The organism is Haloarcula sp. JP-L23, assembly GCF_011602445.1.
GTDB classification, from domain to species: domain Archaea; phylum Halobacteriota; class Halobacteria; order Halobacteriales; family Haloarculaceae; genus Haloarcula; species Haloarcula pellucida.
Genome location: NZ_CP050016.1, coordinates 24721 through 39348, shown reverse-complemented (window position 1 = coordinate 39348; position 14628 = coordinate 24721). Strand labels below are relative to the sequence as shown.

11 protein-coding genes and 4 pseudogenes are annotated in these 14628 nt (G+C 58.5%); 7 read left to right on the top strand and 8 right to left on the bottom strand.

The window, feature by feature from the left end; genetic code table 11:
- The first annotated feature begins 129 nt into the window (after positions 1 to 129).
- The 3 genes and pseudogenes from G9465_RS21465 to G9465_RS21455 all read left to right on the top strand — a co-directional run bounded on the left by G9465_RS21465 (position 130) and on the right by G9465_RS21455 (position 3389).
- Positions 130 to 621 (top strand): hypothetical protein, encoded by a 492-nt coding sequence (locus tag G9465_RS21465; protein WP_227015841.1) that lies wholly within the window; start codon positions 130 to 132, stop codon positions 619 to 621.
- Between the two features lie 432 nt (positions 622 to 1053).
- A pseudogene (locus G9465_RS25830) lies at positions 1054 to 1386 on the top strand (hypothetical protein).
- 673 nt (positions 1387 to 2059) lie between these two features.
- A pseudogene (locus tag G9465_RS21455) lies at positions 2060 to 3389 on the top strand (hemolysin family protein).
- A gap of 320 nt (positions 3390 to 3709) precedes the next feature.
- Here G9465_RS21455 and G9465_RS21450 read toward each other — a convergent pair.
- The 3 genes and pseudogenes from G9465_RS21450 to G9465_RS21440 form a co-directional block, all read right to left on the bottom strand.
- Positions 3710 to 3844 (bottom strand): annotated as a pseudogene (locus G9465_RS21450) (universal stress protein); the annotation flags it as partial.
- A gap of 128 nt (positions 3845 to 3972) precedes the next feature.
- Positions 3973 to 4989 carry a hypothetical protein gene (locus tag G9465_RS21445; protein ID WP_166974419.1) on the bottom strand — a complete coding sequence of 339 codons (1017 nt, stop codon included), beginning with the start codon at positions 4987 to 4989 and terminating at the stop codon, positions 3973 to 3975.
- Positions 4986 to 5192, bottom strand: a complete 207-nt coding sequence (locus G9465_RS21440; protein ID WP_166974416.1) for a hypothetical protein — start codon at positions 5190 to 5192, stop codon at positions 4986 to 4988. The genes G9465_RS21445 and G9465_RS21440 overlap by 4 nt, the downstream gene beginning before the upstream one ends.
- A gap of 298 nt (positions 5193 to 5490) precedes the next feature.
- On the opposite strand from G9465_RS21440, the pseudogene G9465_RS21435 reads away from it, so the two are divergent.
- From G9465_RS21435 to G9465_RS21425, 3 genes and pseudogenes are all read left to right on the top strand, one after another.
- Positions 5491 to 7107: pseudogene (locus tag G9465_RS21435) on the top strand (transposase).
- Between the two features lie 397 nt (positions 7108 to 7504).
- Positions 7505 to 7876, top strand: coding sequence for a hypothetical protein (locus tag G9465_RS21430; RefSeq protein WP_166974413.1), 372 nt, complete (start codon positions 7505 to 7507; stop codon positions 7874 to 7876).
- 7 nt (positions 7877 to 7883) lie between these two features.
- A complete protein-coding gene (locus G9465_RS21425) occupies positions 7884 to 8756 on the top strand; it encodes a class I SAM-dependent methyltransferase (RefSeq protein ID WP_166974410.1) in 873 nt (290 codons plus the stop codon).
- A gap of 15 nt (positions 8757 to 8771) precedes the next feature.
- On the opposite strand, the gene G9465_RS21420 is transcribed toward G9465_RS21425, so the two are convergent.
- The 5 genes from G9465_RS21420 to G9465_RS25425 all read right to left on the bottom strand — a co-directional run bounded on the left by G9465_RS21420 (position 8772) and on the right by G9465_RS25425 (position 13872).
- The gene (locus tag G9465_RS21420; RefSeq protein WP_166974407.1) at positions 8772 to 9434 is read right to left on the bottom strand and encodes a class I SAM-dependent methyltransferase; all 663 of its coding nucleotides are present in this window, start codon (positions 9432 to 9434) and stop codon (positions 8772 to 8774) included.
- The gene (locus tag G9465_RS21415; protein WP_166974404.1) at positions 9431 to 10573 is read right to left on the bottom strand and encodes a succinylglutamate desuccinylase/aspartoacylase family protein; all 1143 of its coding nucleotides are present in this window, start codon (positions 10571 to 10573) and stop codon (positions 9431 to 9433) included. The genes G9465_RS21420 and G9465_RS21415 overlap by 4 nt, the downstream gene beginning before the upstream one ends.
- Positions 10570 to 11115, bottom strand: coding sequence for an isoprenylcysteine carboxylmethyltransferase family protein (locus G9465_RS21410; protein WP_166974401.1), 546 nt, complete (start codon positions 11113 to 11115; stop codon positions 10570 to 10572). The genes G9465_RS21415 and G9465_RS21410 overlap by 4 nt, the downstream gene beginning before the upstream one ends.
- A gap of 87 nt (positions 11116 to 11202) precedes the next feature.
- A complete protein-coding gene (locus G9465_RS21405) occupies positions 11203 to 13551 on the bottom strand; it encodes a heavy metal translocating P-type ATPase (protein ID WP_166974398.1) in 2349 nt (782 codons plus the stop codon).
- A 123-nt stretch (positions 13552 to 13674) separates the two neighbouring features.
- Positions 13675 to 13872: a heavy-metal-associated domain-containing protein gene (locus G9465_RS25425; protein ID WP_193571765.1), complete on the bottom strand. Its 198-nt coding sequence runs from the start codon at positions 13870 to 13872 to the stop codon at positions 13675 to 13677.
- Between the two features lie 133 nt (positions 13873 to 14005).
- On the opposite strand from G9465_RS25425, the gene G9465_RS21395 reads away from it, so the two are divergent.
- Complete coding sequence (locus G9465_RS21395; RefSeq protein WP_166974392.1) at positions 14006 to 14596, top strand: AsnC family transcriptional regulator; 591 nt, start codon at positions 14006 to 14008, stop codon at positions 14594 to 14596.
- Positions 14597 to 14628: the final 32 nt, after the last annotated feature.

The following is a 14628-nucleotide window of genomic DNA, read 5'->3' as shown; positions in this document are numbered from 1 at the left end:
GACTGTCCGTCCCGGGACTGGGAGCGGTGTTCGGGAGGGTGTGTCCGCAGAGCGTGTCGGGGAGCGACCTGTCGATTACCACTTCACCCGGATTTCCTTCTCGTGGAATCGCTACGGGCCTTTATTGTCGTGCCCGCTCTACTATCGGTATGTCACTCGACGTATCCATCCCGGAGCCACCCGATCTCTCGAACCGGGGGCGACCGAGCGGTTTCGACTGGGAAGAATCGGAAAACCCTCGGATCCGAGGACTTCTACCGCGAGGATCTCGAGAACCTCCTCCAGGAAGGCGCGTGGCGTGAGGGGTTCGAGGAGTGGGCGGAGTACACGGATCTCGACGAGGAGGAGGTCCGAGTCGTCGACGACCTCGACCTGTTCCAGGCCTTCGATTTCTACCGTGATCCAACGGACGACCACCTCCGCTTCGACGCCCCGACGGTGCCTGAGGACTGGCGCGAGCGCGACGTGACCGAATCGCTCGATTCGAGTTCGGTCTCGGCCATCAACGGCGAATTACATGACCTCGGCCGGGCCGTCCACGAGACACTCCAGAACTACCTCCAGCGGACCCGCGACGCCTCCGACCGGAACGAGGAACCCTTTGGCGAGCGCGAGGAGTAGAGCGAGGTAACGGAGGAACGCGGGCGGTAGTAGGGTGGGCGTTGGTGAGGCGGAGGGTGGAGTGGCGGACGGTGGTGAGCCGAGCGGTGGATTGGCGGGCGTTGGTGGGTCAAGAAGCTCCAGAAGGTGGTCCGGGATGAAACCCTAACCGTAGCTAAATCCACCGAATACCGCGCGCGAACTACATGGGTCGTGCTCCCGAGCCATTGGCGACTCAGGAGCCCTCTCGATCCAAGCGGTCTACACCCAGCAGTGGGAACCGAAGACCAGCAACAGCGCCAGGGCCGCCGGGATCGCGTCCGTCGGCGGCTGAATCGTTTTCCTGGTCATGGGGAGTGGCTTCGAGATCTGGGTCAGTCGGGAGGGGAAGTTCGACCCACATCTCCGATAGGCAGCCCTACTGTTATCTGCCTGAATCCCCTACCGTAGTGTCTGGCAGATGATAAACAGGACCGAGATGAGCAAGCGGATGACGAAAAACGTCGCCAGCGAGAGCGGATGCAAGAGGAGGCACGTACCCGCGCCGATGAAGAAGAGCCGATGCGCGTCGACTCTGGTGAGGGGCTTGGTGATCTTGATGAAGCGCTCAAATCGCACCACTATCCAGCCACGACAAATGAGTTGGATGAGGCCTATGGCGATTATTAACTTGAAACGCAGGGCGGCAAGAAATCCCTGGAGGGTGTACTCTCTTCAACTGATGACGAAATATATGACTCAGCCGAGGACGTTCACAGACGGATACTGGGACTCATAGGGCGATAGCACAACAGCCCAACACACTCGTCTCGCAAATTGGACCGCCTGTGCTGAAATAACTCCATCTGTGGTTACCTCTCTACTGAACTCTCTGCATCTCGCACGCCGTTTATATAAAATATGGATAATTTCAATAGAGCCTATAGAACTGATCACAAGGAGTTGCTTTGGACCCGTGGGCCGGCAACAGAACAGTGTACACCTGATGAAGACGATGCTGTATCTCAGTGTAGCTTCAACCCTCTTCTTGCGAGTGTTTCCCCTCATCAATCGGGCGGTAGTACCAACCTCTGATACGGTCGGTTGTATATCATTTCCAGGATTCGCCGGACTGCCCGGCGAATCACCGGTAAATCGTTACAACCGACCGTATGATAGAAACAGGATGCAAGACTTAGAGAGTGTGGGCGCACTTATAATGATTTATTCCGAATTGAGCCCTCTGCCGCCGAATATCAAGGGATGAATCTCCCTCTTACCCCCCTTCTTACAATGCTCTCAGAGAGTGAGTTCAGCAGATGTTCAACAGGACAGTCTCGGTGAGGAGATATACAGGACTGATTCGATACTCACAACCGTCAGCTCGCTTTGAAGTATTTTAAATGATTTTAGTAGATGGAACGAGATCCACAAATATGGACACACGACGATCGAGCAACCCCAGCTCCCAGCCCCACCGATGGTAAATGTCGCGCTCTCGCTAGCACAAGTCGTCCTTGCGCTGGCTCTGGTGGTGTTGAACGGTTTTTTTGTCGCTGCAGAGTTCGCCTTCGTACGGATACGAGGGACATCGGTCGACCAACTTGTTGAGGAGGGGCGCCCCGGCGCGGGGACGCTCCAAGAAGTGATGGTGGGGCTTGACGACTATCTCGCGACGACGCAACTCGGCATCACCATCGCCTCGCTCGGGTTGGGGTGGGTCGGCGAACCAGCCGTGGCGGCGCTCATCGAACCCGTACTGGAGCCGATTCTCCCGGTGGGTCTCATCCATCTCGTCGCTTTTGCAATCGGCTTCAGCATCATCACGTTCCTCCACGTCGTCTTCGGTGAACTCGCGCCGAAGACGCTCGCAATCGCTCAGACCGAGCGACTCTCCCTGTTCCTCGCCCCGCCGATGAAAGTCTTCTATTACATCCTCTATCCAGGAATCGTCGTGTTCAACGGGGCTGCCAACGCATTCACGCGAGCACTTGGTGTGCCCCCCGCTTCCGAAACGGATGAGACGCTCGGCGAGCGGGAACTCCTTCGGGTACTAACTCGATCCGGTGAGGAAGGAGACATCGACGTTTCGGAAGTGACGATGATCGAGCGGGTCTTCGATCTCGACGACATCGTGGTGCGGGAGGTCATGGTTCCACGACCGGACGTGGTGAGCGTTCCGGCGGATGCCGCGCTCTCAGACCTCCAGTCGATTATCCTCGAGGCTGGTCATACGCGCTATCCAGTTCTTGATGCCGACGACGGCGACCAAGTGATCGGATTCGTGGACGTCAAGGACGTGTTACGAGCTGAGGTGGAGGGCGGGGACGCCGAGGTAGTCGGCGACATCGCCCGCGAGATCGTCATCGCTCCCGAGACGATGACACTGAGCGATCTCCTGAGACAGTTCAGGGAAGATCAACAGCAAATGGTCGCAGTTATCGACGAGTGGGGGCATTTGAGGGATTGCAACGGTTGAAGACGTCGTCGAGGCGCTCGTTGGAGACCTCCGGGACGAGTTTGATGTGGACGAGCGTGAACCCTCGATTCGCCGGCGTGGCGAGGAGGGGTACGACATTGACGGGGGCGTCCCGCTATCGAAAATCAACGACATGATCGAGGGAGAGTTCACAAGTGAAGAGGTCGAAACGATCGGTGGACTGGTACTCGAGCAACTCAACCGTGCGCCAGAACGTGGCGATCGCGTTGAGGTCGACGGGTACGTCGTTGAGGTGACGAGCGTCGAGGGGACCCGAATTTCGACGGTCTGGGTCCACGAACGTGAAGAGGATGATTCAGTGGTGGACTGATCGGGATTATGGTAGCCGGTCGGAGGTCCAGAGACCCTCGACCGGCAGAGGTATGGGATTCGCATGAAAGCGAATCTATGGACTACTACGATACCAGATACGTGCGTTGTATCTTGCACGGCTTCAGGAAGATGATCTGAATTTATTATTTGATTGCTGGGTGATTTACTCGCAAGTCCACGGTTGAAGCTACACTCAACCCTGCTGTGTTCCTCGTTCGCTGACGCGCACTGCGGTGCTCCATGAGCACGAGAGTTCACGCCTGAAATCAGCTACGTACGCACAGGAGTTCGATAGCCACGAGCCATCTCACAGAGCTGCTACTCCCCATGTCCAACCGTGATGATGGGAACTGGTACAGAGCGGACGATCTTCTCGGCGACACTCCCGAGAAGGATTCGATCGCTCCCGCGTCTCCCTGTCGTTCCCATCACGACGGCGTGGATATTCTTCCCATATTAACCAATCATTCATCTGTACTGACCGGTTGGACCAATCTCGAATGATCCGGAGATTCATTTTCAGGTACCTCATGAAGCGTCCATATCCAACGGTGTCTGAGGTTTGAGTTCTGCGTCGGAGCTTAGCGTTGGGATCCGCGGAGGAGCAGCGGTTCGATGGCAAGTGTTCGTTTCGCGATGGTGAGGATGCGGAGGACGTACGAGACGAACAGCATGAACGGAACGAGCGTCACCGCAAACGCACCGCCCACGACGAGGATGATGTGATCGAAACCGAGTGTGCTTCCCGGGAACGTTCCCGCATCGACGATCGCGACCATGATACCTGCAACGGCCACTGCCGGGACTGCAGCATAGAGAATCATCTGAGACAAGTTGATGAGTGCCCACTGGAAGTACAGCGTCTTGATGTGTTCGCGTGCCGGACCAAAAAGAGACAGCGCTGTTTTGAGATCGTCAAGCAAACCGTGTTCTTCCTCAGTGAGGCTCTCTTCGTATTCGTTCGCGAGACGTTCGACTTGGAAAATCTTCCAGCTATAATTGAAATTCAGTGCGGCGAATACCACATCGAACGAGCCGAACTGCGCACCATCAAGTTGGTCACGTACCGTGCCAGCGTTCCCAGTGACGCTTTCAGCAAACTCCTCGACCTCTTCTCGGAGATCCTCGTCAACATTCTTGCCGATAGACTCTCGAAGAGCCGTAGCCCGTTGTGCCGTGACTCCGATAATCTGCCGAAGGAATTCGGATGGATCGGCAGGACTCGGAGCTCCGATCAATTCTTCAGTAAAGTCCCGGAAATCCATCGAACTGGCCATACGCTCGCGTTGATCGCCGAGCGGGCCGTTCTCCTGAGTGAGAACGAGCTGACCGATCGTGACGACGAGTGTCGTCCCAGTCACGATGACCGTGATCATCGTCGAGAACATCGTGTCGATCATGTCGCCGGACTCGATTTGCCGTGAAAACGGTGGATCGAGGACAGTAACGGCAATCACAAATATGACGAACACGGCACTGGTCAGGACACTGGAGACGAGAAGGCGGTTCGCGCGCAGCAGCACCCAGAGTTTAATCCGACTCTCTCCCGCGCGCTCACGCATCGTGTTGGCCGTACTGATGTCGGTCTCGTCAGTCATACTGGCTCATCCGATTGGGCAGGTCGCTTGAAAACGAGGTACTTGGTGCCTCCTCCCTCGTAGTCAATTGTCTCCACAAACTCCCAGCTCTCTGCACCGAGTTGATTCAACTCCGCTTTCGGATCTTCTGCTTCTTTTTGGGTCTCATCGCGCGGCGGGCGAAGCGTCTCGTACTCCCAGCGGGTCGTTTCTGATTCGGACATCACTACTAGTAGGTACTGCAGCCCTCTATACCCCGCTCCACCACCGAGGTGGAGGGGATATGTCCTGCTTGGACGCCCAGCAGTGCAACGCTCAAGCACTCGGGAACCGAAGAGGAGAATTAATGACTGCCACTCCCTCACGTCGCCGAGTCGTTGCGACGATAGCCCTGCTTTGGGTGGTCGTTGGGAGCGACTGTCTGCGCTCAGCTCCGCAGTCACGATGGAGACGACCGAGTCGACGGTGTCCGAGCAACTCTCGGTGACCGAACTCTGAGCCAGCAGGAGTGTCTTTCGACGGATCGCCCGACGTCCACACGCTGACTGGCCAGTGTACGATGCGACGCCCCTGTACGAGCGAAGTTCGCTTGATGGGCTGGAGTCGGATATCCGGACAGTCTCACAGACCTGGTTCAGACACGCCCGCCACGAGTCGATCGAGAAGTTTGTCTGCTCACTCCCGCTGGCGTATTTCGAATTCGACGCGTATGACCGCTACGCAGGGTCGACTCGCTACGAGATGGACACGCTCTTTCGCGTCTTCATCTTGAAAGAATGCCACGGGTGGGACCACGAAACAGCGCTGATCGAGTATCTCGAGCGTCGCCCAGCACTCTGTGAACAGTTGGGCTTAGGACGTGTACCGGACCAGTCGACGCTGTGGCGCAGCTGGCGCAAACGGTTCACTGCCGAGCTTCGCAGTACAGTCGAGACCGCTGCGCGGACCATCCTCATCAAAGCCCAGAACGCGGGTGTTACTGTTCCGCGGAAACCAAAACGACATCTTTCATCTCACGGTGACGAAGAGGACGAATCGGACCCAGACGATCAAGCTGTCCTCAACGAGGCGGCAACGATTACGGAGCACGTCAGCCGCGTCGTCTTCCCAGCACTCTCGTTGGATCGTGGTGAGGGCTGTGAGATCCACGAAAACGCCTACTGGGACTTCGTGAGAGGCTGGCTGCTAACGAAGGGGCTCGCAGTTTCGTCTACAAATCGACTCGGGATCGGACGCCGTTGGGTCATGCCCACCGAGAGCACATCCGCGACCTCTCGATTGAAGAGGTTCGAGAGATGTACCGGCAGGCCATCACTCGGCTCCTAAACGAAGTTGCGGAGACAGAGCAGTTCTTTCGAGCGGGGGGTCGTCGCGATCGACATTACCGAAGCTACCCCCTTCACCGGCGATCGAACGGGCTACGAGGATGAGATCCTCGGGACGAAGGAGAAGACCGACGAATACGCCTACCAGTGGGCGACGGTCCAGTTGGTCGGCAATGCCGTCCCAATCGTGCTGGACGCGCGCCCCGTCCGAAAGGGAGAGACACGACTGGAAATCGTCGAGGATTTGCTTGATTCGGCTGCGGACCTCGTTCACGTCGATAACGTGCTGATGGACCGGGAGTTCGACAGCCAGCACGTGCTGGAGATGCTTAGCCAGCGTGGGCTCTCATATGTCGTCCCCAAACGAATGCAGACCAGCGAGAAAGCGCAGGCCAAGTGGCTGCTCCAACGTGATCAGGATCGATACGAGACCGACCGGAAACTCCACCTTGGGAAGAACGAATGGCACGAGACGACGCTGATCTACCGGCAGAAAGAGGACTCAGAGCACGACGATCACCGGCAGTATTCGGTGTTCATGACGAATCGAGGGAGCGGACACCTCACGGAGTACGGTTACCGTTGGGAAATCGAGAGTGGCTACAGATCGATTAAGCGGTTCATGGCGGCGACGACCTCGAAGGATTTCGGGCTACGGTTCTTCTACTTCGCATTCGCCTGCCTGTTGTACTCGATCTGGCGAGCGGTGGATCTGCTCGTGCAGGTTGAGTTGACCGGTGAGTACGAGCATTCGCCGATCGTAACAGCCGACAATACACTGACACTGTTGAAGAAAGAAACGGGAATCGGATAGTGAAGGGCTCTATCTGTGTTAGCGCGACGTCGAAGTGGCTACACTATCCGAGGTCTCGGAAATGCTCCGAATTAGTTTCCAGTTCGACAAGAACACGCGTTTCGAGAGCGATCTGAGCCAGGTTCCGTTCGTCGACTCGGCCGAAAAAACGCATCACAGGCCTGATATGCCCGCTGTAGTCTCAACTTCCCCCAACCTCGGGGGATGGAAATGATGCGTGCCTTCAATACGCAATACTGGCAGTGAATGAAATTATGCAGGAAGCTCGGAGGGCAAGCAGTACGTCCGCCACTGCTGCTATTATTGCTCCCTGTCGACCGGGCATCCACGAATCCTCCCTCCCCGAAGCCCTTCGACTGGTCAAGATACTTTGGGACGGCAGACCATAGCTTGAACGATGATTCGACGACTCCTCCACGACCTCGGATATGTGATCGCACATGTTCTCTTCGTCGGCGCGAACACGCCGGAATCAGTCGTCAAGCGGCTTCGGGTCGCATACCGCCTCGTCGGTGTCCGGATCGTCGAGAGGCCACAGGTCGATTCAGTCGAACGGACGATCTTCCTGTGCCCGTACCGGAATCTGGGTGCCACCTGGTTCGGGGAGAAGTGGGTCTGTCACGACATCCTGGACCGCGTCGACGACGGCTACGTGACGTATCTCCGACGGCACAAGGAGATCGATTACCAGCGCCCCCGTGGGTGTGCCGACCTCGCATACTGCGACGAATCCGAATACTGCTACTCGGAGGTTGCCGAACTGGAGTAGGTGCCCAATGGATCAGAGCCCTCTCCACGAGCGGATCACCGACCAGTTCTCCTACCGCGGCGAGCGAGCCGACATCTGGCGGGCGTTCGACCTCCTGCTCGACACTGACGAGTTTCTTAATCTCGGCTACTCGGAGTGGTACCAACCACATATTGTCGGGTCGAGTCAGCGCCGTCTCGTCACGGAAGTCGGCTCGAGGATCGCGTCGCACCTGCCCGCCACGGACGGGGTGCCTCTTCTGGATGTCGGCTGTGGACGGGGCGGTCCGGCGATCCACCTCGCCGATCGATTCGGATTCAGCGTCACTGGACTGGACCTCGTTCCGTACAATATTGAACAGGCAACCGAGAACGCACGTGAGAAGCGCGTCGAGGCTGAGTTCGTTATCGGCGATGCAACGCAACTCCCGTTTTCGACCGACTCGTTTGCCGCGTGTACGGCCATCGATGCGCTCGTGTATCTCCCTGACCGGGACAGCGTCTTCGCCGCGGTCGCGGATGTCCTCGAACCGGGGGGAGCTCTCGTCCTCTCCGACCTCGTGATGCAGTCCGACGTGAGCGAGACGGAACGAGGATACGTCGACTCGTTTGCAGACGCGTGGGACATGCCGTCGGTAGGTACTGTCGAACAATACAACGCCGCTCTCGACGAGGCGAGTTTTGAACTCAAAACAGTCGAAGACATCACGGGACACAGCGTCGGGCGATTCCGGAGGTGGACGACGCTGTACCTCCAGCTACTCAGGAGCCCGCTCCGATCGCTCGTTGAGCGACTGTTACGAGCGTATGACCTTGATCCATCGGGGGTCACCGAGCAGGTGAGGGCTGGACACCATGCGTTGCCGTTCCTGCAGCACGTCGTCCTTGTTGCGAAAAGATGACCGCAACGTCACTACTCACACGAACTGAGAAAGAATCGATCCCTCACGTCGGCGTTTGAGTGTCCCACGGACGATTGGAACGATCTGCGGTATGTCCTCCAGTCGTGTGTAATCTACGAGCTCGAATCGATCATCGTCTCGAAACATCTCGTCCGTTTCGCGATTTAGGTGACAACCGCCAGCGACGGTATGCCACGCTGGGGCGAGTGCGTCGTGGGCGACACCTATGGCGCCCTCTCCGCGGACGTGCTCGAGGAACCGGAACTCGCCTCCCGGCTTCAGTACCCGGGCCACCTCGGAGAGTGCGGCGTCAAAATCGGGAATGGTGCAGAACACGAGTGACGCGATGACCACATCGAACGAATCGTCTGCGAACGGGAGTGCTTCCGCACCGGCGCTTTCGATCTCGATGTCGAGTTCCAGGTCACGTGCTCGTTCGACTGCTTGCCGGCGCATGTGGGAGTCTGGTTCTATCGCAAATAGCGTGATATCTCCACCATCAGCAGTAGCTTCCCCGAAGTACGGAAACATCGCACCCGTCCCCGCACCAAGGTCCAGAACCGCCCCGGAAATCTCGTCCACGAGATAGCGGCGGTGTTCGGCGAGCACGGTTCGCTCTGCTGGTCGCATCACCGGGTCGTACAGTCGTGCGAAAATCGGATGGTCGGGCTCAGTCATCTGTATTCCTCTCGTTTGGTGTCATAGTCATTTTCTGGGTGTTCTGAATCTGCGTCGTGTCCGTGCGTTGCGTACCAGCGCGGCTCGGGCCACTGGAAGCCGCCTTCACGGTAGATATCGAAGATCCCTCGCTCAATGTCGTCGCGAATGATGTCGGCGATCGTCTCGTCGACACTCACAAAGTGACACAGCGGGTGTCCTGGGTATGCGACTGCGTTCTCGAGAACACCAACGATGAGGCCAGTCGACGGCGCACGCACGACTTCGACTTCGTCTTTGAAGTGATCGGAGATAGTGAATAGCGGGTCGCCGTTCTCGACGAGTGGGTGGGGTCCCCACTCCATCTCGACGAGCCCACCGGTGTCAGCGCGAAGCCACGTCTTCTCTCCGTCACGGGCGATCACGCGCGTCCAGCCGGGCCAGGAAACCGGGTGATCTGGTAGGACCTTGTGTTCGGCGAGAACACTCGCGACGCAATGGAGCGCCCGGTCAAGGTGTGCCGTCTGGAATCGGTGGGCACGGCCCATTTCGACAGTCACCGTCGGGATGTCGTCCCGGCAGGCCACGCTTCGGAGCGTCCCGTCCGACCCAACACCGTCAAGAATCACGCTCGTACCGAACGCCCGAGCGAGCCGTTCGACGGCCGGATCGCGCATATCGGCACGGACGTGGTACATCGTCGTCCGGTTGCGCGTCGACGTGTGGAAGTCGAGGCCGAGATCACACTTCGAGATGAACTCCTCGTAAATCTCGTTCGCGAGCCGTTTCGCTGTCGTACTCCGTGGAGTGCCGGGGAATGAGCGATTGAGGTCCTCGTCGTAGATCGGGATGTAGCGCTGCTGGGCGAGAAAACCGGGCACGTTCAGCACGTGCAAACAGACGAGCGCTCCGTGGATATCTTCGGGTTCGTAGTGGTCCGCGACCTCCTGAATGATTTTGATGCCGTTGAGTTCGTCGCCGTGTACCGCAGCAGTCAGAAAGACTGTTGGTCCCGCTTGCTCACCGTTGATGACTGTGACCGGAATCTCGATCGGATCGTCGTGAAACGTCGTTCCGACGGCGTACCGGAACTGCGTCTTCTCGCCCGGAGAGATCGTCTGGTCCCCAACTTCGAACGATTGGTGGGTGTCGTCAGTCATGGGTCATTTCTCCGTGAGGGGTTGGTGTGTTCCTGTTGTTCGGGCCGCTGGCTCGGACGACCGATGAATCGGGGAACCGACTCGCGGTACGCCTCGTACGCCGCTCCGTACTGGTCTCGGAGCCACGGTTCCTCCGAGAGCGGCGCCAGCAGGAACCAGGCGATTCCGAGTAAGACCAGCACCGCTGTCATCCAAGATCCAGCGATAACCGCTCCACCGATGAGCATCGTGACGTAGCTGACGTACTGTGGATTCCGAGAATACCGATACGGTCCATCAGTGTTTAATTGCCCTTCGAGACCGGCACTCTCGCGGAATCCGAGACGCCACACCGCCCAGAGAGAGACCAGCGCGCCAGCCAAGAGCAACAGTAGACTGGCAATCTGGAGGAGCGTCGAGGGACGGTACCAACTCCACCAGTCGAGGTACGCCACTCCGAACAGGCTTCCAACGTAGACGATCCATGCTGTCCAGCCGAGCCAGAACGTCCAGTTGCGGGTGCCGTGGGGCCAGAACCGGACTGACTGGCTCAGGATACTCACGAGAAGCCCACCGAGCAGTATCCCTCCGGACAGGAGTCCAAGGCCAAACAGCGATGTCTTGATGACGGGCATGGGTGAGATTGTGGGTTAGGCAGGCAGGGAGAGATCTACATTCCCCAGTCGGCGGGCGTTAATCGCGACGATGATCGTCGACAGCGACATAAACACGGCGCCGATCGCCGGCGACAGGAGGATACCGATGGGTGCGAGAATCCCCGCCGCAAGCGGGAGCGCGAACACGTTGTAGCCGGTCGCCCAGACAAGATTTTCTTGCATCTTCCGGTAGCTCGCCTTCGACAGCCGGATGAGCCGCACCACGTCCACCGGGTTGTTGTCGACGAGGATGATATCGCCCGATTCGATGGCGACGTCGGTCCCCGAGCCAATGGCGATACCGACGTCAGCTCTCGTGAGCGCCGGCGCGTCGTTGACGCCATCGCCGACCATCGCGACGAATTTCCCTTCGGATTGGAGCCGTTCGACCTTCGTGTCCTTCTCCTCGGGCAGCACCTCCGCGAAGTACTGGTCGATACCGAGTTCCTCCGAGACAGCCCGTGCGACGTCCTCGGAGTCGCCGGTCAGCATCGCCACCTCAATATCCATCGCGTGTAGCGCCTCGATGGCCTGCTGACTTTCTTCCCGGATAACGTCCGCCAGCGCGAATGCTGCGACGACTTCGGATTCGTCGTGAACCAGGTAGATAACCGTCTCTGCATTTGCTCCCGCTTCCTCAGCGAAGGCAGCGATGCCGTCGGAGCGTTCGATACCGAGTTTCTCAATCAGGTTTGGTCCACCGATATGAATCGTCTCACCGTCCACAGTGGCTCTGACGCCGAGACCGCGGAAGTTCTCGAAGTTCGAAACGCTCGCTCGCTGGACGTCCCGTTCCTCGGCGGCGTCCCGGATGGCGCGAGCGATCATGTGTTCGGAGTCGCCCTCGACACCAGCGGCGACTTCGAACGCTCGCTCCTCACTCCAGTCACCTACCGTCTCGACGCCGACGACGCCCTGCTCGCCCTTCGTGAGCGTCCCGGTTTTGTCAAACATCACCGTATCGAGGTTTCGGGATTCCTCCATGGCAATCCGATCGCGGATGAGCATCCCGTTCTGGGCAGCCGTCGAGGTGTTGATCGCGACCACGAGCGGAACCGCGAGTCCGAGTGCGTGGGGACACGCAATGACGAGAACCGTAACCACGCGTTCGAGAACACCGATGTTGAACCCCGTGGCGACGACCCACGCGACGGCTGTAATCGCCGCGACGCCGAGTGCCACGTAGAACAGCCAGCCAGCTGCGCGGTCGGCAAGCAACTGGGTTCGAGACTTCGATTTCTGGGCTTCATCAACGAGCCGCATGATACCCGCCAATGTCGTCTCCTCGCCCGTCTTCGTGATTTTGATGCGGAGGCTCCCGTCCTGGTTGACCGTCCCGGCGACCACTTCTGATCCGGGTTCCTTGCCTACGGGTCGGGACTCGCCTGTGATCATCGACTCGTCGACCGACGACTCGCCTTCAACAACTTCGCCGTCGGCCGGCACAGATGCACCCGGACGGACGAGTACGACATCGTCCTCGCCGAGTTCGGAAACGGGTACTTCCTCGGTATCCCCACCCTCGGTGATACGCTCGGCGGTGTCAGGCATGAGTTTCGCCAGTTCGTCGAGCGCGCCGGAGGCCTGCCGGACCGACCGCATCTCCATCCAGTGACCCAGCAGCATGATATCGATCAGCGTGACGAGTTCCCAGAAGAATGGCGTCGTCCCCTCGAGAAACAGGCTCGCAATGGAGTAGACGAACGCGACGGTGATCGCCAGCGAGATGAGCATCATCATCCCCGGCTCACGGTTCTCGAGTTCCGTCCGGGCCATCGAGAGGAACGGCACGCCACCATAGGCGAAGATGATCACCGAAAGGACAGGTGTGATCCAGACGCTTCCGGGGAACGTTGGCGCCGTGTAGCCGAAGACATCCTGAATAAATTCGCTGAAGAAGAGGACCGGCACCGAGAGCGCGAGCGATACCCAGAATCGCCGCCGGAACATCCGCTCGTGACCCGAGTGATCGGTGTGGGCCCCGTGATCTTCGTGCTCTCCCTCGTGGACATCCGCGCCGTGGTCGTGTGCGTCGTGATCGTGTTCGTGTTCGTCTCCACCAGGATGGGCGTGGTTACCCTCGGCGTGGCTGTGTCCGGACTCGCCTTCGTGATCGTGGTGTGCGTGTTCGTCGGTGCTTTCGGGTTCCGTGGTAGTCTCGCCCGTCCGGTCGTGGTTCGTGTGTTCGGGTGAGTGGGGAGGCTCCGTGGTGGATGAGGGATCTGTCGCTCGCCTCCCTCCATCTGCTTCTAACTGGCAGATACGGCAGCAGTAGACGGGTCCCTCGGAATCAGTTTCCGACGAAGCGTCCCGTGTACGCTCGTGGTCTAGGTGGTTGCTCATGGGTTGGGTGTTGGTGCCATACCCCATTATTCTGTCCGGGGCCTGATACTGCGCGGGACGATCAGGGCAGGCGGACTCGGAAGAGAACGACGGGGCGGTCGTCCGCGAACGTTCTGGGTGCTCTCAGGCGTGGGCTGTGTATCCAGCGTCTTCGACGGCTTGCACGAGGGCCGTGACGTCGGCGTCACCATCGACGCTCGCCTGTTCGGCCTCACGATCAGCGGTGGCGTCAGTCACACCAGACACGTCTTGAAGTGCCTCTTCGACTGTCTGTTCGCAGTGGCCGCAGGTCATTCCTTCGACGGTGATCGTTTGACTCATTCCAGTGAGAGATACGGACGGCTCCTCTTTGTCGTTTGCTGCTTCGATACTGCTGTTCGAACGGCCGTGAAACGACGTATTCCAAAGTATCTGCTGGGGAATCGTATTGTATCCTGGGTCCCTATCGCCTCGTATGCGTGACCTGGACGAAACGGACATGGAGATTCTCTCACTGTTAGCCGAGAACGCCCGTCGCCCATTCAGCGCGATCGGCGAGGAAGTCGGCCTCTCGGGGCCAGCCGTCTCAGATCGCGTCACACGACTCCAAGAGGCCGGGGTCATCAACCACTTCACTATCGATGTTGACCGTAGCCAACTCAGAGCTGGTGTACCGGTACTCGTCCAGCTAGATATCCCATCTGAGTCGTTCGACGCGGTTCGTGAGCGGGTCAGAAACGACGACGCCGTCGAACACGTGTTCATTACGTCGGAGGGTGACCTCTGGTTCTATGGACGTGCAGAAGCACAGAACGTCCGGGCGTGGGTGAACACGCTTCTCGATGGCGCTGACTCGGTTGAGTACACAGTCACGTTAGTCGACGACGTCGAGTGGACGCCATCGATCGACGGCGTCGAGTTTGCGCTCACGTGTGCCGAGTGCAGTAATACTGTGCATTCTGAGGGGGAGACGAGTCGTATTGGCGGAGAGATCTACCATTTCTGTTGTCCATCGTGTCAGAGTCGATTCGAAGATCGACACCAGCGTCTCGAAGAGGGCGTGTAGCGCTGACTTCGGTTTGGAACCGAAAGTAAACG

What these genes read in the sequence shown, in the direction of transcription:
- G9465_RS21420 (WP_166974407.1), bottom strand. Translation starts at nt 9,434, where the DNA reads ATGACTGAGCCCGACCATCCGATTTTCGCACGACTGTACGACCCGGTG.
- G9465_RS21430 (WP_166974413.1), top strand. Translation starts at nt 7,505, where the DNA reads ATGATTCGACGACTCCTCCACGACCTCGGATATGTGATCGCACATGTT.
- G9465_RS21405 (WP_166974398.1), bottom strand. Translation starts at nt 13,551, where the DNA reads ATGAGCAACCACCTAGACCACGAGCGTACACGGGACGCTTCGTCGGAA.
- G9465_RS25425 (WP_193571765.1), bottom strand. Translation starts at nt 13,872, where the DNA reads ATGAGTCAAACGATCACCGTCGAAGGAATGACCTGCGGCCACTGCGAA.
- G9465_RS21395 (WP_166974392.1), top strand. Translation starts at nt 14,006, where the DNA reads ATGCGTGACCTGGACGAAACGGACATGGAGATTCTCTCACTGTTAGCC.
- G9465_RS21415 (WP_166974404.1), bottom strand. Translation starts at nt 10,573, where the DNA reads ATGACTGACGACACCCACCAATCGTTCGAAGTTGGGGACCAGACGATC.
- G9465_RS21445 (WP_166974419.1), bottom strand. Translation starts at nt 4,989, where the DNA reads ATGACTGACGAGACCGACATCAGTACGGCCAACACGATGCGTGAGCGC.
- G9465_RS21440 (WP_166974416.1), bottom strand. Translation starts at nt 5,192, where the DNA reads ATGTCCGAATCAGAAACGACCCGCTGGGAGTACGAGACGCTTCGCCCG.
- G9465_RS21425 (WP_166974410.1), top strand. Translation starts at nt 7,884, where the DNA reads ATGGATCAGAGCCCTCTCCACGAGCGGATCACCGACCAGTTCTCCTAC.